This window comes from Mesorhizobium sp. M1396 (genome assembly GCF_040317725.1).
Lineage (GTDB): Bacteria > Pseudomonadota > Alphaproteobacteria > Rhizobiales > Rhizobiaceae > Mesorhizobium.
Genome location: NZ_JAMYLA010000015.1, coordinates 38402 through 55502, shown reverse-complemented (window position 1 = coordinate 55502; position 17101 = coordinate 38402). Strand labels below are relative to the sequence as shown.

Genomic DNA, 17101 nt, shown 5'->3' with positions numbered 1-17101 from the left:
AATGTGTTTTCGCTACACCCAACCTCGAAAAAGAAGCGGAAAACGGAGAGAAATCGGGGTGCGCTTTTCCGCGGCCACGACTGCCGGGCGGTTCTTGCCGCAGCGTTGGGCGCTGCGCATGGGGCCGCTGCTTGGCCGCATCGATGCCGTGCTGTTCACCGCCGACGAGCGCGGCGAGGCCGGCCGCATGTCGGTCATCGCCTTCTCCATCCGCATCGTCAGCGCCGTCATCGCCTTCATCAGCCAGGTGCTGATGGCGCGCTGGATGGGCTCGTTCGAATACGGCATCTTCGTCCTCGTCTGGGTGACGATGGTCATCGTCGGCAACCTCGCCTGCCTCGGCTTCCACACCTCGGTCATCCGCTTCATTCCCGAATACCGCGAGCGCGGCCTGATGGACGAACTGCGCGGCATCGTGCTGGCCAGCCGTCTGTTCGTGCTGCTCGCCTCCACGCTCATCGCCGGGCTCGGTGCGCTCGGCGTCTGGCTGGCGGCACCCTGGATCGAAAGCTACTATGTGATCCCGTTCATCCTCGGCGTCATCTGCCTGCCGATGATCGCCATGTCCGACCTTCTGTCGGGACTGGCACGCGCCAACAGCTGGGCGCTGTTTGCCCTGTCGCCGACCTATCTGGTGCGACCTATCCTGATCCTGCTGTTCATGGCGCTGATGCTGCTGGCCGGCTACGCTCCTGACGCCAGGACGGCGATCTTCGCCTCGATCGCCGCCACCTACGCCACCACGCTTGGTCAGCTGATCGGTGTCACCCAGCGCATGGAACGGCAGATCCCGGCCGGGCCGATGAAGGTGCATTTCGCGCAATGGTTCGTCGTCTCGCTGCCGATCTTCCTGGTCGAGAGCTTCTTCTTCCTGCTCACCAATGCCGACGTGCTGATGGTCGGCGCCTATATGGATCCCAACGACGTCGCCGTCTATTTCGCCACGGTGAAGACGCTGGCGTTGGTGCATTTCGTCTATTTCGCCGTCAAGGCCGGCGTTGCCCAGCGCTATGCGCAGTTCACCCATGGCGACCCCCAAAGGCTCGCCACCTTTGCCCGCGAGACGGTGTCGTGGACGTTCTGGCCATCGCTGTTGATGGCGCTGCTGGTGCTGGCGCTCGGCGAGCCGATGCTGGTGCTGTTCGGCCCTGAGTTCAGCAGCGGCTATCCCTTGCTGTTCCTGCTCGTCTTCGGCGTCGTGGCCCGCGCCGCCGTCGGCCCCTGCGAAAGCCTGCTGACGATGAGCGGCAACCAGAACATCTGCGCCGCCGTCTATGCCATGACGCTGGCCTTCAACATCGCCCTCAACGTGGTGCTGATTCCGATGTTCGGCCTATGGGGCGCGGCCATGGCCACCGCCTTTGCCATGATCTTCGAAGCCGGCGCGCTGTCCTTCACGGTGTGGCGCAAGCTCGGCATCGTCATGCTCATCTTCGTGCCCGCGAAAGGAGCCGCGTGATGGCGGCCATCCCGTTGCTTGAGGAAACCAGCGGCGGCACCGCCGGCGCCATGGTGTCCGGCCTTGCCGGGCTGGCCCGCGACCCCGACCCCGCCCATATCGAGATCTTCGCCAACAACCGGCCCGAGCGCAAACTCGCCATCTACCCGGCATCGGCCGGCTTCGACCTGGTCGAGGAGCTGGATTACCTCTGCGCCCGCGCGATCGAGCCCAACGTCTTCTTCAATCCGCGCTTCCTGGCGCCGGCCATGCCCCGGCTGGAGGATCGCGAGGTGCGGCTGGCGGTCATCCGCGACGGCGACGAATACCGCAACCGGCTGCGCCTTCTGGTGCCGTTCTCGGTGGAACGGCCGGCCATGCCGCTCGGCGTGCCGGTCATGCGCACATGGTCGAGCCCGTTCGGGCCGCTCGGCACGCCGCTGGTCGACCGCGACGACCCGGTCGGCGTCGTCGAGGACTTCTTCTCGATGCTGTCGCGCCCTCACCTCAAGCTGCCGAAAGTGTTCGTCCTGCCCGATATCCGGCTCGATGGCCCGGTGGCGAGCCTGCTTGCCACCGTGGCCGAGACGCGCGGCCTGATGCTGGTCACCACCGGCCAGACCCAGCGCCCGGCGCTGGAGAGCGAAGCCGATGGCGACGAGTATCTGAAGGCTTCGCTGCGTTCGCACCATTACCGCGAGTTCCGCCGCCTGAAGCGGCGGCTTGGCGACCTCGGCAGGCTTGAGCATGTCGTGGCGCGCGGGCCTGAGGACATCCGCCACGCCATCGAAAGCTTCCTGACGCTGGAAGCGGCCGGCTGGAAAGGCCGCGAACGCACCGCCATGGCGATCGACCGCTACCGCGCCGCCTTCGCCCGCGAGGCCGTGCACCGGCTGGCCGAGCAGGACATGTGCCGCATCCATTCGCTGACGCTCGACGGCCGCACCATCGCCTGCCTGATCGTCTTCGTCGAAACCGGCATCGCCTACACCTGGAAGACGGCCTATGACGAGACGCTTGCCGCCTATTCGCCCGGCACGCTGCTGATGATCGAGGTGACCAGGCAGCATCTCGACGATCCCAACATCATGATGACCGATTCCTGCGCCGTGCCCGACCACCCGGTGATGAGCCGGCTGTGGGCCGAGCGCAAGCCGATGGGCACGCTGGTGATCGGCCTGACGCCGGACGCCGACCGCCTGACCCGCCAGGCCGCCTCGCAACTGCACCTCTACCGCGAAACCCGCAACATGGCCCGCCTGCTGCGCAACCGCATGAAGAGCCTGCTGGGACGGCGGTAGGAGCCTGTCCCAAAACACGGATTGGCTGCCGGGAGAAAAGTTTGGTGCCCCTAGCCGGGATCGAACCAGCACTCCTTGCGGAACTCGATTTTGAGTCGAGCGCGTCTACCAATTCCGCCATAGGGGCTCAGGCCGGGCGGCCTGGATGGCGCGGGACTATACGGTTGGGGGCCTGTTCGTCAACTGGCCAATTCTCCGGCATGAATTCTCCGGCATGCCGGATGCGACCAAACTGCGCCTTTCGATTTCGTGACGGCGCTGCCATTGTGCAGTGCGGAAAATCTTTCTAGACAGGCGGCGCGTCAAAGCGCGGCATGTTCGGAAAGATCGCCGCGCACCTTTGGGGCGACATGCTAGGAGTGGCGATGCTTCGCGGACTTTACGACTGGACCTTGTCGCTGGCGGCCCGCAAATCCGCCGAATGGTGGCTGGCCTTCATCGCCTTCGTCGAAAGCTCGGTGTTCCTGGTGCCGGCCGACGTGCTCTATCTGCCGATGGCGCTGTCGCGGCCGGATCGCGCCTACCGCTATGCGCTGATCGCCACCGTCGCCTCGGTGCTGGGCGGCATCGCCGGCTGGTTTATCGGCCATTACGCCTATGACGCAGTGGCGCGGCCGATCCTCGAATTCTATGGCAAGTACGACGAGTTCGAGACGCTGCGCGCGGGCGCGGGTGTCGGCTTCATCATCCTGATGCTGGTCACTTCGGGCGCCGCCCACTTGCCGCCGATCAAGGTGGTGACGATCTTGTCCGGCGTCATCGGCGTCAATTTGCTGCTGTTCATCGTGCTGGCGATCGTGGCGCGCGGCGGCCGCTTCCTGCTGCTCGCCTGGCTTTTGCGCCGCTATGGCGAGCCGATCCGCGAGTTCATCGAAAAGCGTCTCGGCCTGATCGCCGGTGGCGCGGCGGCTGCCCTGATTTTGCTCTATATAACAGTCAAATACGCCCTCTGAAGACAGCCATCGCGAGCCGGACGGAGCCGATTGAAATGACCGCGACGATGAATGCCGATCCCGCACGCCAGCGGACGCGCACGGCCCTGTTCCTCGCCGTCGCCATGGCCGCCACCGTCGGCTCGGCGCTCGGCTTCCAGTATCTCGGCGGCTACATCCCCTGCCACCTCTGCCTGGAGCAGCGCACACCCTACTACATCGGCGTGCCGCTGATGGTGCTGGCGGCGATTGCATCGATGCTGCACGCACCGGCTTGGCTGACGCGTGGCCTGCTGGCTGTCGGCGGCCTGCTGATGCTCTACGGCCTCTATCTCGGCGTCTATCACTCCGGCGTCGAATGGCAGTGGTGGGCCGGCCCGACCGATTGCACCGCGGGTGCCGGGCCGGTCGACACCGGCGGCAAGGGTGTGCTCGACGCGCTCGACAAATTCGTGCCGCCATCCTGCGACAAGGCCGCACTGCGCATCCTTGGCCTGTCGCTGGCCGGCTGGAACGCCATCGCCAGCCTGATCCTCGCCGCCGTCGCCTTCCGCGGCGCTTTCGCGCGCGACTGAGCCAGCGCGAGACAGAAACTCGCGCCGCCCGGCCTGCGGCTGGACTTGAGGTGTTGCCGCCGCCCCTTTGCCCTGCCGGGCATTTCTCCCGGTATGGCGACGGGGAGAAAGACGCTGTCATCACCGATTTCGCCAATCACCAACGTTGCGAGGCCGAGGGTGCCGCAGCTTCCCTTCTCCCCGTCACTATACGGGGAGAAGGTGGCGGCAGCCGGATGAGGGACAGCACCAACTTCGGCAGTTGCCTTGCCATAGCTGATGTGCCGAACTCTACGGCTCCAGCTCGACATCCCAGTAGAGGTAATCCATCCAGCTCTCATGCAGATGGTTGGGCGGGAACAGGCGGCCGTTATTGTGCAGATCATGCACTGTCGGCTGGAAGGGCTTCTGCAGCGGCCACATCTTGGCGTGCGCCGGCATCATGCCGCCCTTCCTCAGATTGCAGGGCGAGCAGGCGGCAACGACATTCTCCCACGTCGTGGCACCGCCGCGATGGCGGGGGATAACGTGATCGAAGGTCAGGTCCTCCGGCGTGCCGCAATACTGGCACTGGAAGCGGTCACGCAGGAAGACGTTGAAGCGGGTGAAGGCCGGATGCCTCGACGGCTTCACATAGGCCTTGAGGCTGACCACGCTCGGCAGCTTCATCGAGAAGGTCGGCGAGGAGACGGCGTGCTCGTATTCGGCGACGATGTTCACCCGATCGAGGAACACCGCCTTGATCGCGTCCTGCCAGGACCAGAGCGACAAGGGGTAATAGCTGAGCGGGCGGTAATCCGCATTCAGCACCAGTGCTGGAAGCCCATCCGGAGATACGGCAACCGTCACGTGTTTACCTCCTTGGTTCTAGAACCGAACGGCGAGGATACTGTAAGCCCGACATGACAGGGATGTGAAGCGGATTGTCGCGTCGTCGAAGCGGCAAAAAGACATGATTTTCAGGCTTTTTTGCGGTTTCAGGCCGGCGGTGCGGCGTCCCGCCCTCTGGTTTCGCGATAATAGGACCAGAAAAGCCGCGACGCGACACCTCGCCAGGGGCTCCATGATTCGGCGAGTTGGATCAGTGTTTTCTCCGGCGGACGCGGGTCGATGCCGAGCGCGTGGCCGACCGCGCTCTGCAAGGCGACGTCGCGCGCTGGGAAGATGTCGGGGTGCCCGGCGGCAAACAGCAGGTACACTTCCGCCGTCCATGGACCGATGCCGGACACCGCCGTCATTGTCGTGATCGCCTCCTGGGCATCGAGCGAACAGAGGTGATGCAGGTCGAGGCCGTCGATCACCGCCTGGGCAACAGCGATCAGGCCGCGCTGCTTCGGCCGCGACAGGCCGGCCTCGCGAAACATGTCTTCGCCGGCGGCCAGGATAGCCCGCGGCGTCAGCGGATCGACGAGTTTGGTCAGCCGGCCGAAGATCGCATCGGCGCTGGCGCGCGACACTTGCTGCGAAACGACAATCGAAGCCAGGCTTCGAAACCCCGGCTCGGAAAGCCGCAGCGGCACCTCGCCGGCCATGCCGCGCACCTTTTCCAGGCGCGGGTCGATCACGCAAAGCGCATCGAGCCCCCGGGCAATGTCGTCCGATGTCACGATACGCTGCATGCTTTCTTGTTCCTTGACCGTCGACAGGGTAGCAATTGGCGAAGCGCCGCAAAACATGATTGCCGCCCGAGAGATGACACTCCTGACATTCCGCTTCGCGCCCAGCCCCAACGGCGACCTGCATCTCGGCCACGCCTATTCGGCGCTGCTCAACCAGAAACTGGCGACGCAGGGTGACGGCCGGCTGCTGCTGCGCATCGAGGATATCGACACGGTGCGCTGCACGCCGCAATTCGAGGCCGGCGTGCTTGCCGACCTGAAATGGCTGGGACTCGCCTGGGAAGAGCCGGTGCGCCGCCAGTCAGAGCATTTCGCCGAGTACAAGGCGATGCTTGACCGGCTGATCGCGGAAGAACTCGTCTATCCCGCCTTCATGAGCCGAGGCGAGATCCGCGCCTTTATCACCGACAGCGAAAAGCACGGACGCGATTGGCCGCGCGATCCCGACGGCGTACCGCTCTATCCCGCCGCCGACAAGGCGCTGCCGATGAAGGAACGCAAGCGGCGGATCGCCGAGAATACGCCCTTCGCCTGGCGACTGGATGTCGGCGCCGCCATGGCGCGTGTCGGCAAGGCCCTGTCATGGACCGAGTATTCCGACGAGACGCTGCTTGCGACGCGCTCTGTCGAAGCCCGCCCGCGGGAGTGGGGCGACGTGATCGTGGCGCGCCGCGACATCCCGACCAGCTACCACCTCGCCGTCGTCATGGACGATGCGCTGCAAGGCATCAGCCACGTCGTGCGCGGGCAGGATCTGTTTTCCGCCACCGGCGTGCAGCGCCTGCTGCAGCAACTCCTCGGGCTGCCGCAGCCGGCCTATTTCCACCACCGCCTCATTCTCGGGCCCGATGGACGAAAGCTGTCCAAGAGCCTCGGCGACACCGGCCTTGCCGCCTTACGCAACGCCGGGGCATCGCCTGATGACGTCAGGCGGATGGTCGGGCTTTAAGCCGGGCGAGATCAGAGAAACCACCTGCCAAACGTCCCGGCCGTTGAATTCCGATGATGCATGGATCAATGGTTTCGCTTTGCGCGTCGGATTGAAGCGCAGTAGAGCAGCGTCACGGTCAACTCTCCCCAGCACGGCGGTCTCCGGAACATGCACAGCATAAAGCGGTTCATTCCCGCCACCTTCGTTGTCCTGTGGGCGACCGGCTTCATCGGCGCGCGCTACGCCATGCCGTGGGCGGAGCCCTTCACCTTCCTTGCCGCGCGTTTCGTCATCGCCGCCATTCTGCTGGCTGTTTTGATGCTTGTGCTGGGCTCCAAGAGAGCCACCCGCGAGGAAGCGCTGCATGCCACCGGCGCCGGCATCCTGATGCACGGCGTCTATCTCGGCGCCGTGTTCTGGGCCATCCACAGGGGCATGCCGGCCGGCTTTTCGGCCCTGATCGTCGGCCTGCAGCCGCTGATCACGGCGGTGCTCGCCGGCAAGTTTCTCGGCGAGGCGATTCTGCCGCGCCACTGGCTTGGCCTTGGCATCGGCCTCATCGGCATCGTCATCGTGCTGTGGCCGAAGCTCGGCGCGCTCGGCGGCGGCGTAACGGCGGCGACGCTGACCGCCTCGCTGGTCTCGGTGCTCGGCATGAGCGCCGGCACCATCTGGCAGAAGCGCTTTGCCTCCGGCGGCGACCTCGTCGCGGCGACCATGTGGCAATATGTCGGTGGTGCGTCGCTGATGCTCCTGGCCGCGCTGGCCTTCGAGACGCACACGGTCGTCATCAACGGCGAATTGATCTTCGCCATGGCCTGGCTGGTGCTGGTGCTGTCGCTCGGCGCCATCTTCCTGCTGATGGTGATGATCCGCGACGGCGAGATGTCGAAAGTGGCCTCGCTGTTCTATTTGGTGCCGGCGGTGACGGCCATCATCGCCTGGGCCTTGTTCGACGAGCAACTCAACGTGCTGCAGATTGCCGGCATGGCGATCACGACATTCGGCGTTGGCCTGGCAACAGCTCGGCCGAACAAGGGATGAATTGAGGAACTGAGGAACTGAGGAACCCAAGCGACAGCCCATTCTTCAATTCTTCAATTCTTCAATTCTTCAATTCCTCTATCCGCCCAGCACCGACTCATCCGACCCGCGCGCGTGCCTCAAGATAGCGGCTGATCGCTGCATTGAGCTCGCCGCCAAGGATGAAGATCGCCGAGACCATGTAGAGGAAGACCACGGCGATCATGATCGAGGCGAGGCCGGCGTAGGTCGTCACGTAGGACGAGAAATGGTCGAGATAGGTGGCGAAGACAGTCGAACCGACAAGCCATCCGGAAAGCGTGAAGATGATGCCCGGGACGATCGACACCAGGCGGCGCTTGCCCGCCGGCAGCCAGAAATGGACGGCAAACAATCCGCCGACGATGACCGCCGAGGCGATCACATAACGCCACAGCGTGATGGTGCCCATATAAGGCTTGATCCAGTCGATATGGGCTTCGGCGAGTCGCGCCAGCAGCGGCGCGAACACCAGGAGCACGCTGATCGCCAGAAACCCGGCCGTTGCGATGAGCACGAAGATGATGCTCTGGACCCGGCGGTAGATGATGCCGCGCGTTTCCGAGACGCGATAGGCGCGGTTGAGCGATGTGCGCAGCGCCTCGATGCCGTTCGAGGCGAAGTAGGCGGCAAGCAGCACGCCGTAGGTCAAGAGGTCGGTGCGCCTGACGGTCAGCACATTGAGCACTTCGCGCGCGATCGGCTTGGCGATCTGTTCGGGCCAGGTGTCGAACACCAGGTGCACGGCCGTGTCGGAGAACGCCTGCGCGCCGAGGAAGCTCGCCAGCGTCGTGGCGAAGATCAGGAACGGGAACAGCGCCATCAGCGATGTGATCGCCAGATGGCTGGCCATCGCCCAGCCATCATCGGTATTGAAATGGCCAAGCGCGTCGTAGAGGACCCGTTTGAGGGCAACGATCTTCCGCAACAAGAACCGTGCCCTCCAATTGTCTCCACGCCGGGAATATGGGAAGGGATTGCGGCAAATGGCAACCCTTGGCGAAACCACGAGCAGTCCGGCGCAAGAATTGCGCTCGATCATCGTCACCGGCGCATCCTCTGGAATAGGCGCGTACTGCGCCCGCGCGTTGAAGGCGGAAGGCTGGCGGGTGTTCGCGACGGCGCGCAAGCCCCGGGACATCGCCGCACTCGAGGCCGACGGCATCGAGGCCTTCTATCTCGATTATTGCGAGCCGGACTCCATCGCCGCGCTGGTTACGGCGGTGCTCGACCGCACGGGCGGCAGGCTCGATGCCCTGTTCAACAACGGCGCCTATGCGCAAGCCGGCGCCGTCGAGGATTTGCCGGTGGCAGCGCTCAAGGAGCAGTTCGAGGCGAATTTCTTCGGCTGGCATGACCTGACCCGCCGGCTGGTGCCGGTGATGCGCCGCCAGGGTTACGGCCGCATCGTCCACTGCTCGTCGATCCTCGGCCTGACGCCAGTGCGTTTTCGCGGCGCCTATTCGGCGTCGAAACACGCGCTGGAAGGTCTGATGCTGTGCCTGCATCAGGAAGTTGGGGGCAGCGGCATCCATGTCTCGCTGATCGAGCCGGGGCCGGTAACGTCGAAGATCGCCAGCAATGCGCTTCCCTGGTTCTTGAAGAACATCGATCACGAGACTTCGGTCCACCGCCTCGATTATGCGGCGCAACTGGAGCGGCTGCGGGCTGGCGGCAGCCAATCGGCCTTGAAGCCCGGGCCGGAAGTGGTTCACGCGGCGCTGCGCCATGCACTTCTGTCGCGGCGCCCGCGCGCCCACTATGTGGTAACGGTGCCGGCCAGGATCGGTGCGGTGCTCAAACGCATCCTGCCCGCATCGATGCTCTACCGCATCCTTGCCAAACGCGCCTGAATCAACTGAACTGGGAACACACCATGGCAACCGCCTTCAACATCCTCGCCATTCTGGTCATGGTCGCCGTGGTGATCGTGCTTGTTCGCGGCCTCATCAACGTGATGCGCGGCGGCTCCGGCGTCACCTCGAACAAGCTGATGCAAGCACGCGTTCTGTTGCAGGCCGTGGCGCTGGCGCTGATCCTGCTTGCGGTGTATTTCACCCGCAAGTGAGGATATCGGCGGCCGGGAGGCGACGTGGTCAAGCTCAACAAGATCTACACCCGCACCGGCGATGATGGCACCACGGGTCTCGGCACCGGCGAACGGCGGCTGAAATCCGATCTGCGGGTGGACGCCTACGGCACGGTCGACGAGGCCAATGCCTGCATCGGCATCGCCCGGGTGCATACGGCATCGGCTCACCCCGCGATCGACGCCATGCTTTCCCGCATCCAGAACGATCTATTCGACCTCGGCGCCGATCTCGCCGTGCCCGACGACGGCAAGCCGCTCGGCTATGAGCCGCTTCGCATCGTCGCCGTGCAGACCGACCGGGTCGAGAAGGAGATCGACCTGCTCAACAAGGAGCTTCAGCCGCTCAAATCCTTCGTGCTCAATGGCGGCACACCGGCGGCCGCCGCCCTTCACCTTGCCCGCACCGTGGCGCGGCGAGCTGAACGGCTGATGGTGGCCCTGGCCCAGGACCCGAACGAACACGTCAACCGCGACGGGCTGAAATACATCAACCGCGTCTCGGATTTCCTGTTTGTCGCCGCCCGGGCGGTCAATGACAACGGAAACGCCGACGTGCTATGGGTTCCCGGCAAGAACCGCTGATGGTCGAAAGCGGAAGAGGGCCTGGGCATGTTCATCCCGCTTTACGACACCAACAGGCTGCGGCACATCCGCCTGCAATATGTGACGATCGGGCTGATCGTGGCCAACGCCCTGGTCTATTTCGCCACCGCGCTAGGCGGCGAGAGTTTCACCAATGCCGCCGTGCTTGGCCTCGGCTTCATTCCGTCGGTCGTGCATGACACAGCCGAGCTTGACCCTCGCTTTATCGTCATCCCCGAAAGCCTGAGCTATCTCAGCTATTCCTTCCTGCACGCCGACATCTTCCACCTCGGCGGCAACATGCTGTTCCTGTGGGTGTTCGGCGACAATGTCGAGGATGCGCTCGGCCACATCCGCTACCTCATCTTCTACCTGTTATGCGCTATTGCGGGAGCGGCCTTCCAGGGGCTCGTCGCCTGGGATTCGCAAGTGCCGCTGATCGGCGCGTCCGGGGCCATCGCCGGCGTGGTCGTCGCCTATCTGATCCTTTATCCCAGGGTGAAGGTCTGGGTGCTGGCCTTTGCCCGCATCCCGCTGCGCATTCCAGCGTTCATCCCGCTCATTCTGTGGGTGCTGTTCCAGGTGGTGATGTTTGCCGCCGGCGGCGAGGACCAGATCTCCTGGGCCTGCCACATAGGCGGCATCATCGCCGGCGCCATTCTGGTGCTCATATTGCGCAGCCGCGGTGTGCCGCTGTTTGCAGGCCCTGACGAAGACGTCGCGCCCACCGCTCCCAACCAACAGCACGTTGCCACGGAACCGCTGATCCCAGATCCACCCGCCGCGACGCCGCGCTGGGGGCGAGGAAGCGCTCCCAGTTCGGACTGAACCGATTTGGCTGCTTGCAGCGTATTGACGTGCAGGGTTGCCGCAACTACGGAAACGTCTCCGCCGCGGCCTAAGGCGGTCAAAGACCAGAATTTCCATCCGGAATGTCGGCTTTCGACAACTCAGCAGGGGCGCAGGCTGCTATAGGCGCGCCCAACTATCTCAAGAGAGGTGACAGGCAAATGAAGATCCTTGTGCCCGTGAAGCGGGTTGTGGATGCGAACGTCAAGGTTCGCGTGAAAGCTGATGGTTCGGCGGTGGAACTCGCCAACGTCAAGATGGCGATGAACCCGTTCGACGAGATCGCGGTGGAAGAAGCGATCCGGCTGAAGGAAGCCGGCAAGGCGGAAGAAATCATCGTCGTTTCGATCGGCCCGCAGCAGGCGCAGGAAACCCTGCGCACCGCGCTCGCCATGGGCGCCGACCGCGCCATCCTGGTCAAGACCGACGAACAGACCGAGCCGCTCGGCGTCGCCAAGGTGCTGAAGGGCGTCGTCGACGCCGAACAGCCCGGCCTCGTCATCCTCGGCAAGCAGGCGATCGACGACGACAGCAACCAGACCGGCCAGATGCTGGCGGCGCTGCTGGGCTGGGCGCAGGGCACCTTCGCTTCCAAGATCGTGCTCGAGGGCGACAAGGCCAAGGTGACGCGCGAGGTCGACGGCGGCCTGCAGACGGTGGAACTGAAGATGCCGGCGATCGTCACCGCCGACCTTCGCCTCAACCAGCCGCGCTATGCCTCGCTGCCCAACATCATGAAGGCCAAGAAGAAGCAGCTCGACGAGAAGAGCCCGGCCGACTACGGCGCCGACGTCAAGCCGCGGCTGAAAGTCATCAGGACCGAGGAGCCGAGTGGCCGCAAGGCGGGCGTCAAGGTCAAGAGCGTCGCCGAGCTGATCGACAAGCTCAAGAACGAAGCCGGCGTGCTCTAGGAAATCCGATGAGGCCGGCCTGCAAACGGTCGGTTTCTCCGCTTCCGGTGCTCACGTACTGAAGTACGCTCCGCTCCGGTTCTCGAAACCAACCGTTTTCGACTCGGCCTGACCGGATTTCAGGGAGCCGCGAAAACGAAAGTCAGGAATATCATCAATGGCTATTCTTCTGATTGCAGAACACGACAACGCCACCCTTTCCGACCAGACCGCCAAGGCGCTGTCGGCGGCGCTGCGGATCGGTTCGGACGTGCATGTGCTGGTTGCCGGCAAGGGCGCCAAGCCGGCGGCCGACGCTGCCTCCAAGCTGAAGGGCGTGAGCAAGGTGCTCTTGGCCGAAGCCGACGAACTCGCCGAGCGCCTCGCCGAACCGACGGCGGCACTGGTTGTGTCGCTGGCGGGCGCCTACGACACCATCATCGCGCCGGCGACCTCGTCGGGCAAGAATGTCGCGCCACGCGTGGCTGCCCTGCTCGACGTCGCGCAGGTGTCCGAGATCATCGAAGTCGTCTCGCCCGACACCTTCAAGCGGCCGATCTATGCCGGCAACGCCATCCAGACGGTGCAGTCGACCGACGCCAAGAAGGTGATCACGGTCCGCACGGCCTCTTTCCAGGCCGCGTCCGAGGGCGGTTCGGCCTCCATCGAGACCGTCAAGGCCGCGGCCAATCCGGGCCTGTCCTCCTTCGTCGAGAACAAGCTCTCGGAGACCGACCGTCCGGAACTGACCTCGGCCAAGATCATCATCTCGGGCGGCCGCGCGCTGGGTTCGGCGGAGAAGTTCCAGGAAGTCATCCTGCCGGTCGCCGACAAGCTCGGTGCAGCCGTCGGCGCTTCCCGCGCCGCCGTCGATGCCGGCTATGCGCCGAACGACTGGCAGGTCGGCCAGACCGGCAAGGTCGTCGCCCCTGATCTCTACATCGCGGTGGGCATCTCCGGCGCCATCCAGCACCTTGCCGGCATGAAGGATTCGAAGGTCATCGTCGCCATCAACAAGGACGAGGAGGCGCCGATTTTCCAGGTTGCCGACTACGGCCTCGTCGGCGATCTCTTCGTCATTTTGCCGGAGCTGCAAAAGGCGCTTTGACGCTTTCTGCCAAAGCGTATTAAATGGTGAGGGTGGGGTAGACGAAGTCGCCCCGCCCTTTTAGTTTGCACCGCACAAAAAGCAGGCCGCAAAGGCCTTTTGACGGGATCGGTGTAATGAGCAAGATCGAGACGATCGGCATCATCGGCGCGGGCCAGATGGGCGGCGGCATCGCCCATGTCTCCGCGCTTTCGGGCTACAAGGTGCTGATCCACGATATATCCCCCGACCGCATCGAGAAGGGCATCGCCACCATCAGCGGCAACATGGCCCGGCAAGTGGGGTCCGGCAAGCTCGAGGAGAAGGTGCGCAACGACGCGATGGCGCGCATCTCTTCCGCGCCGGCGATGGCGGATCTTGCCGGCGCCGATCTGGTGATCGAGGCGGCGACCGAGGACGAGACGGTCAAGCGCAAGATCTACGCCCAGCTTTGTCCGCAGCTCAATCCCGAAGCTATCCTGGCGACCAACACCTCGTCGATCTCGATCACGCGGCTTGCCGCGCAGACCGACCGGCCGGAGCGGTTCATCGGCATACATTTCATGAACCCGGTGCCGCTGATGAAGCTGGTCGAGCTGGTGCGCGGCATCGCCACCGAGGACCAGACCTTCGAGGCGGCCAAGACCTATGTGAAGCAGCTCGATAAGACGATCACGGTCTCGGAGGATTTTCCGGCCTTCATCGTCAACCGCATCCTGCTGCCGATGATCAACGAAGCGATCTACACGCTCTATGAGGGTGTCGGCTCGGTCGATGCCATCGACACCGCCATGCGGCTCGGCGCCAACCATCCGATGGGGCCGCTGCAGTTGGCTGACTTCATCGGGCTCGATACCTGTCTGTCGATCATGCAGGTGCTGCATGACGGCCTGTCGGACTCGAAGTACCGCCCTTGCCCGCTGCTGGTGAAATATGTCGAAGCCGGGTGGCTCGGCCGCAAGACCGGGCGCGGCTTCTACGACTATCGCGGCGAGCATCCCGTTCCGACGCGCTGATCAAACCGCGTCAGCAGCAGACTCTTTTCGGGACCGGTTCTGATCAAGACGCCACGGCCAGTGGCGCGGGCGGTTCTTCCCGATCGGCCCTGCTTTCGCCGTCCGGCGCCAAGGAAACGCAGCCATGGCCGGCCGCCTCGCCGCAATTGGCGTTGATCGCAGCCAGCCCATGCTGGCGCCGATCACGTGAGTGCGGTCGTCCCAGGTGAAGTCCAGTCCATAGCGGTGCTGTCGCTAACCGACAAACGGTTGCCGGCATGATTAAGGATCGGCGAGCACGGATCGTGATCGCCGTGGCGCACTACCAGCGCACGAAGAATCGCCCGCCAAGCGCGCCAAGCAGCGCGAGCGCCGCGATCGCCAGCGAGTACCAGGTGGCGACGAAAAGCGGCGAGTCGTCGAAGCAGTGCGCGGCGTAGAAGGTCGCCGCGAGCCCGCCGGCGAGCAGGCCCGCAGCCGCGCCGGCAAGCACCGGCCGTGTCGGTGCGCCATAGCGCAGCATCCACAGGAAAATGGCAAGCGGACCGATGCCGATCAAAGGGATGAATGCCATGCAGATCATCATGTTGGAGCCGACCATCCTTGTGCCCCACAGCGCCTCCGGCACCATGAAAAGCTCCAGAACCACCGCCACGGCTATCAACACCGGCGCAGCGGCCATCCAGGCCATTGCCCGGCCCGTCGAGGCTCCCGGCGTCGACAAGGCGCGGACCAGGGCAAAGGCACTGACGGCAAGCACGATGGTGAAGACGAATTTGGAAAGAAAGCGTATCGTGTGGGCGGCCGCCATGAAGTCCGGGCGCGGACCGATGGTCAGCAGGAAAACGACGGCCGCGATCACCGCGGCCGCACCGGCGGCCACCCACCAGGCCGATTGCAACGGCATCGCCTTGCTCCGGGCATCGGCATCCAGCGCCTTGATGAGATCGTCCGTCCTCATGTCATTCCCGCCCGAATCGCCCCTGCCCGAACCGCTTGGCTATCGCGGCAAGTCCCCGATGCAGCGACACACGCACCGCCGTCTCGCTGATACCGAACTTTGCCGCCGTCTCTCCAATGGAGCGGCCTTCCACCGAAACGGCTGAGACCACCGAGCGCTGTGCCGGCGACAGGCCGTCCAAAGCCCGGGTGATGTCGCGCTCGCTGACGGTTTCCGTTTCCGGCTCGGCGAACGTCTCGGCGATATCGTCGACATCGATCTCGATGCGCCGTCCACGCCGCCGGAACGCGTCGATGAGCTTGAAGCGGGCGATTGCATAGATCCACGGCAACACCGGCGCATCCTGGCGCCAGGTATGTCGTTTCACATGAATGGCCAGCAAGGTTTCCTGCACGACATCCTCGGGATCGACCCCGCCCCGCACGATCTTGCGCCTGACAAAACCGCGCACCAGCGCGGCAATCCGGTGCAGAAAGTCGGCATAGGCCCTTTCATCTCCCGCGATCGCGGCCCGCATCAGCCGGGAAAGCTCGGCCTCGTCCTTGCCGCTCACAAGAGTTCACTCCCCCGATTTTCGCGTCTCGGCGCTGATTTGTTACGTGGCCGGCGAAATAATGTCCAAGCCAAACTAGCGGCAAATCACGAAAGTTTGCAGGCGCTCGATCAAAATCAGCAAAGCAATGTTGACTATCCTGGTCAGGTATCGATAGGTGCGGCCCTGAAAGACCGAAGACCCCGGAGATCGAGGACAGTGACATGAAATACGCTCTTTCCACCCTCGTCGGCGCCACCGTGCTGGCAATCACCCTGCTCGCCGGTCCGGCCATGGCGGAGGATGATGGCATCATTGTCTACAATGCGCAGCACGAGAGCCTGACCAAGGCATGGGCCGAAGGCTTCACCAAGGAGACCGGCATCAAGGTCACCGTGCGCAATGGCGGCGACAGCGATTTCTCGAACCAGATCGTCGCCGAGGGCGCTGCTTCGCCCGCGGACGTGTTCCTGACGGAAAACTCGCCGGCCATGGTGCTGGTCGAAAATGCCGGCCTGTTCGCGCCGGTCGAAGCCGACACACTGGCCCAGGTTCCTCAGGACTATCAGCCGGCCAGCGGCAAATGGGTCGGCGTCGCGGCGCGCAGCACGGTGTTTGCCTATAACAAGACCAAGCTGACCGCCGACCAGCTGCCCAAGTCGATGCTTGACCTCGCCGATCCGAGCTGGAAGGGCCGTTGGGCGGCCTCCCCCTCGGGCGCCGATTTCCAGGCCATCGTCAGTGCGCTGCTTCAGCTCAAGGGCGAGGCCGCCACGGCGGACTGGCTGAAAGCGATGAAGACCAATTTCACCGCCTACAAGGGCAACAGCACGGTGATGAAGGCGGTCAACGCCGGCGAAATCGAAGGCGGCGTGATCTACCATTATTACTATTTCGGCGATCAGGCCAAGACCGGCGAAAACAGCAAGAATGTCGAGTTGCACTATTTCAAGAACCAGGATCCGGGCGCGTTCGTCTCGGTTTCCGGCGGCGGTGTGCTGGCTTCGAGCAAGCATCCGAAGGAAGCCCAGGCCTTCCTGAAATGGGTGACCGGCAAGGGCGGCCAGGACGTGCTGAAGACCGGCGATTCCTTCGAATACGCGGTCGGCAAGGGTGCGGAGTCCAACCCGAAGCTGGTGCCGCTCGCCGATCTGCAGGCGCCGAAAGTCGATGCCACGACGCTGAACTCCAAGAAGGTCACCGACCTGATGACGGCAGCCGGCTTGCTTTAGTTGCCATTCCTCCTAAAAGGACAACCGACCACGCTCCCGCGGGA

Annotated in this window: 19 protein-coding genes and 1 tRNA gene; 14 read left to right on the top strand and 6 right to left on the bottom strand. The window is 64.1% G+C overall.

Annotation, left to right across the window (positions count from 1 at the left end; genetic code table 11):
- The first annotated feature begins 58 nt into the window (after positions 1-58).
- Entirely contained in the window at positions 59-1459 is a 1401-nt protein-coding gene (locus tag NKH02_RS12235; RefSeq protein WP_352879008.1) for a lipopolysaccharide biosynthesis protein, read from the top strand.
- A complete protein-coding gene (locus tag NKH02_RS12230; RefSeq protein ID WP_352879005.1) occupies positions 1459-2739 on the top strand; it encodes a GNAT family N-acetyltransferase in 1281 nt (426 codons plus the stop codon). Before NKH02_RS12235 ends, NKH02_RS12230 begins: the two co-directional genes overlap by 1 nt.
- Before the next feature lie 42 nt (positions 2740-2781).
- Here the strand turns inward: NKH02_RS12230 and NKH02_RS12225 are convergent.
- Positions 2782-2866, bottom strand: a tRNA-Leu gene (locus NKH02_RS12225).
- Between the two features lie 238 nt (positions 2867-3104).
- On the opposite strand from NKH02_RS12225, the gene NKH02_RS12220 reads away from it, so the two are divergent.
- Positions 3105-3692 (top strand): YqaA family protein, encoded by a 588-nt coding sequence (locus NKH02_RS12220; RefSeq protein ID WP_352867836.1) that lies wholly within the window; start codon positions 3105-3107, stop codon positions 3690-3692.
- A 35-nt stretch (positions 3693-3727) separates the two neighbouring features.
- Complete coding sequence (locus NKH02_RS12215; RefSeq protein ID WP_352867839.1) at positions 3728-4246, top strand: disulfide bond formation protein B; 519 nt, start codon at positions 3728-3730, stop codon at positions 4244-4246.
- A 270-nt stretch (positions 4247-4516) separates the two neighbouring features.
- Here NKH02_RS12215 and NKH02_RS12210 read toward each other — a convergent pair whose 3' ends face one another.
- Together NKH02_RS12210 and NKH02_RS12205 are read right to left on the bottom strand one after the other, a co-directional pair.
- The gene (locus NKH02_RS12210) at positions 4517-5074 is read right to left on the bottom strand and encodes an HNH endonuclease (RefSeq protein WP_006328497.1); all 558 of its coding nucleotides are present in this window, start codon (positions 5072-5074) and stop codon (positions 4517-4519) included.
- 128 nt (positions 5075-5202) lie between these two features.
- Positions 5203-5844 carry a DNA-3-methyladenine glycosylase family protein gene (locus tag NKH02_RS12205; RefSeq protein ID WP_352879003.1) on the bottom strand — a complete coding sequence of 214 codons (642 nt, stop codon included), beginning with the start codon at positions 5842-5844 and terminating at the stop codon, positions 5203-5205.
- A gap of 73 nt (positions 5845-5917) precedes the next feature.
- Between NKH02_RS12205 and gluQRS the strand changes: the two genes are divergently transcribed.
- Both gluQRS and NKH02_RS12195 read left to right on the top strand, forming a co-directional pair.
- On the top strand, positions 5918-6793 hold the full coding sequence (gene gluQRS, locus NKH02_RS12200; protein WP_352879118.1) for a tRNA glutamyl-Q(34) synthetase GluQRS: 876 nt from the start codon (positions 5918-5920) through the stop codon (positions 6791-6793).
- A 150-nt stretch (positions 6794-6943) separates the two neighbouring features.
- Positions 6944-7819 carry a DMT family transporter gene (locus NKH02_RS12195; protein WP_352879000.1) on the top strand — a complete coding sequence of 292 codons (876 nt, stop codon included), beginning with the start codon at positions 6944-6946 and terminating at the stop codon, positions 7817-7819.
- A gap of 97 nt (positions 7820-7916) precedes the next feature.
- On the opposite strand, the gene NKH02_RS12190 is transcribed toward NKH02_RS12195, so the two are convergent.
- Complete coding sequence (locus NKH02_RS12190) at positions 7917-8768, bottom strand: YihY/virulence factor BrkB family protein (protein WP_032906951.1); 852 nt, start codon at positions 8766-8768, stop codon at positions 7917-7919.
- A gap of 55 nt (positions 8769-8823) precedes the next feature.
- Here NKH02_RS12190 and NKH02_RS12185 point away from each other — a divergent pair, with 55 nt between their 5' ends.
- The 7 genes from NKH02_RS12185 (at position 8824) to NKH02_RS12155 (ending at position 14353) form a co-directional block, all read left to right on the top strand.
- Positions 8824-9690: an SDR family oxidoreductase gene (locus NKH02_RS12185; protein ID WP_352878997.1), complete on the top strand. Its 867-nt coding sequence runs from the start codon at positions 8824-8826 to the stop codon at positions 9688-9690.
- A gap of 23 nt (positions 9691-9713) precedes the next feature.
- On the top strand, positions 9714-9905 hold the full coding sequence (locus NKH02_RS12180; RefSeq protein WP_352878994.1) for a twin transmembrane helix small protein: 192 nt from the start codon (positions 9714-9716) through the stop codon (positions 9903-9905).
- 24 nt (positions 9906-9929) lie between these two features.
- Positions 9930-10511: a cob(I)yrinic acid a,c-diamide adenosyltransferase gene (locus NKH02_RS12175; protein ID WP_352878991.1), complete on the top strand. Its 582-nt coding sequence runs from the start codon at positions 9930-9932 to the stop codon at positions 10509-10511.
- Between the two features lie 27 nt (positions 10512-10538).
- The gene (locus NKH02_RS12170) at positions 10539-11339 is read left to right on the top strand and encodes a rhomboid family intramembrane serine protease (RefSeq protein ID WP_352878988.1); all 801 of its coding nucleotides are present in this window, start codon (positions 10539-10541) and stop codon (positions 11337-11339) included.
- Between the two features lie 182 nt (positions 11340-11521).
- Complete coding sequence (locus tag NKH02_RS12165) at positions 11522-12271, top strand: electron transfer flavoprotein subunit beta/FixA family protein (RefSeq protein ID WP_352867864.1); 750 nt, start codon at positions 11522-11524, stop codon at positions 12269-12271.
- 157 nt (positions 12272-12428) lie between these two features.
- A complete protein-coding gene (locus tag NKH02_RS12160; RefSeq protein ID WP_352878986.1) occupies positions 12429-13358 on the top strand; it encodes an electron transfer flavoprotein subunit alpha/FixB family protein in 930 nt (309 codons plus the stop codon).
- A 116-nt stretch (positions 13359-13474) separates the two neighbouring features.
- Positions 13475-14353, top strand: a complete 879-nt coding sequence (locus tag NKH02_RS12155; RefSeq protein WP_352867869.1) for a 3-hydroxybutyryl-CoA dehydrogenase — start codon at positions 13475-13477, stop codon at positions 14351-14353.
- Between the two features lie 301 nt (positions 14354-14654).
- On the opposite strand, the gene NKH02_RS12150 is transcribed toward NKH02_RS12155, so the two are convergent.
- Together NKH02_RS12150 and NKH02_RS12145 are read right to left on the bottom strand one after the other, a co-directional pair.
- A complete protein-coding gene (locus NKH02_RS12150; RefSeq protein WP_352867871.1) occupies positions 14655-15293 on the bottom strand; it encodes an NrsF family protein in 639 nt (212 codons plus the stop codon).
- A 1-nt stretch (position 15294) separates the two neighbouring features.
- Entirely contained in the window at positions 15295-15846 is a 552-nt protein-coding gene (locus NKH02_RS12145; protein ID WP_352867873.1) for a sigma-70 family RNA polymerase sigma factor, read from the bottom strand.
- 203 nt (positions 15847-16049) lie between these two features.
- Between NKH02_RS12145 and NKH02_RS12140 the strand changes: the two genes are divergently transcribed.
- Positions 16050-17057, top strand: a complete 1008-nt coding sequence (locus tag NKH02_RS12140; RefSeq protein ID WP_352878983.1) for an iron ABC transporter substrate-binding protein — start codon at positions 16050-16052, stop codon at positions 17055-17057.
- The last annotated feature ends 44 nt before the right edge of the window (positions 17058-17101 follow it).

Coding starts and splice junctions, on each gene's coding strand:
- NKH02_RS12205 (WP_352879003.1), bottom strand. CDS start 5,844: ATGCAGCGTATCGTGACATCGGACGACATTGCCCGGGGGCTCGATGCG.
- NKH02_RS12165 (WP_352867864.1), top strand. CDS start 11,522: ATGAAGATCCTTGTGCCCGTGAAGCGGGTTGTGGATGCGAACGTCAAG.
- NKH02_RS12150 (WP_352867871.1), bottom strand. CDS start 15,293: ATGAGGACGGACGATCTCATCAAGGCGCTGGATGCCGATGCCCGGAGC.
- NKH02_RS12180 (WP_352878994.1), top strand. CDS start 9,714: ATGGCAACCGCCTTCAACATCCTCGCCATTCTGGTCATGGTCGCCGTG.
- NKH02_RS12215 (WP_352867839.1), top strand. CDS start 3,728: ATGACCGCGACGATGAATGCCGATCCCGCACGCCAGCGGACGCGCACG.
- gluQRS (WP_352879118.1), top strand. CDS start 5,918: ATGACACTCCTGACATTCCGCTTCGCGCCCAGCCCCAACGGCGACCTG.
- NKH02_RS12195 (WP_352879000.1), top strand. CDS start 6,944: ATGCACAGCATAAAGCGGTTCATTCCCGCCACCTTCGTTGTCCTGTGG.
- NKH02_RS12155 (WP_352867869.1), top strand. CDS start 13,475: ATGAGCAAGATCGAGACGATCGGCATCATCGGCGCGGGCCAGATGGGC.
- NKH02_RS12170 (WP_352878988.1), top strand. CDS start 10,539: ATGTTCATCCCGCTTTACGACACCAACAGGCTGCGGCACATCCGCCTG.
- NKH02_RS12185 (WP_352878997.1), top strand. CDS start 8,824: ATGGCAACCCTTGGCGAAACCACGAGCAGTCCGGCGCAAGAATTGCGC.
- NKH02_RS12140 (WP_352878983.1), top strand. CDS start 16,050: ATGAAATACGCTCTTTCCACCCTCGTCGGCGCCACCGTGCTGGCAATC.
- NKH02_RS12230 (WP_352879005.1), top strand. CDS start 1,459: ATGGCGGCCATCCCGTTGCTTGAGGAAACCAGCGGCGGCACCGCCGGC.
- NKH02_RS12220 (WP_352867836.1), top strand. CDS start 3,105: ATGCTTCGCGGACTTTACGACTGGACCTTGTCGCTGGCGGCCCGCAAA.
- NKH02_RS12160 (WP_352878986.1), top strand. CDS start 12,429: ATGGCTATTCTTCTGATTGCAGAACACGACAACGCCACCCTTTCCGAC.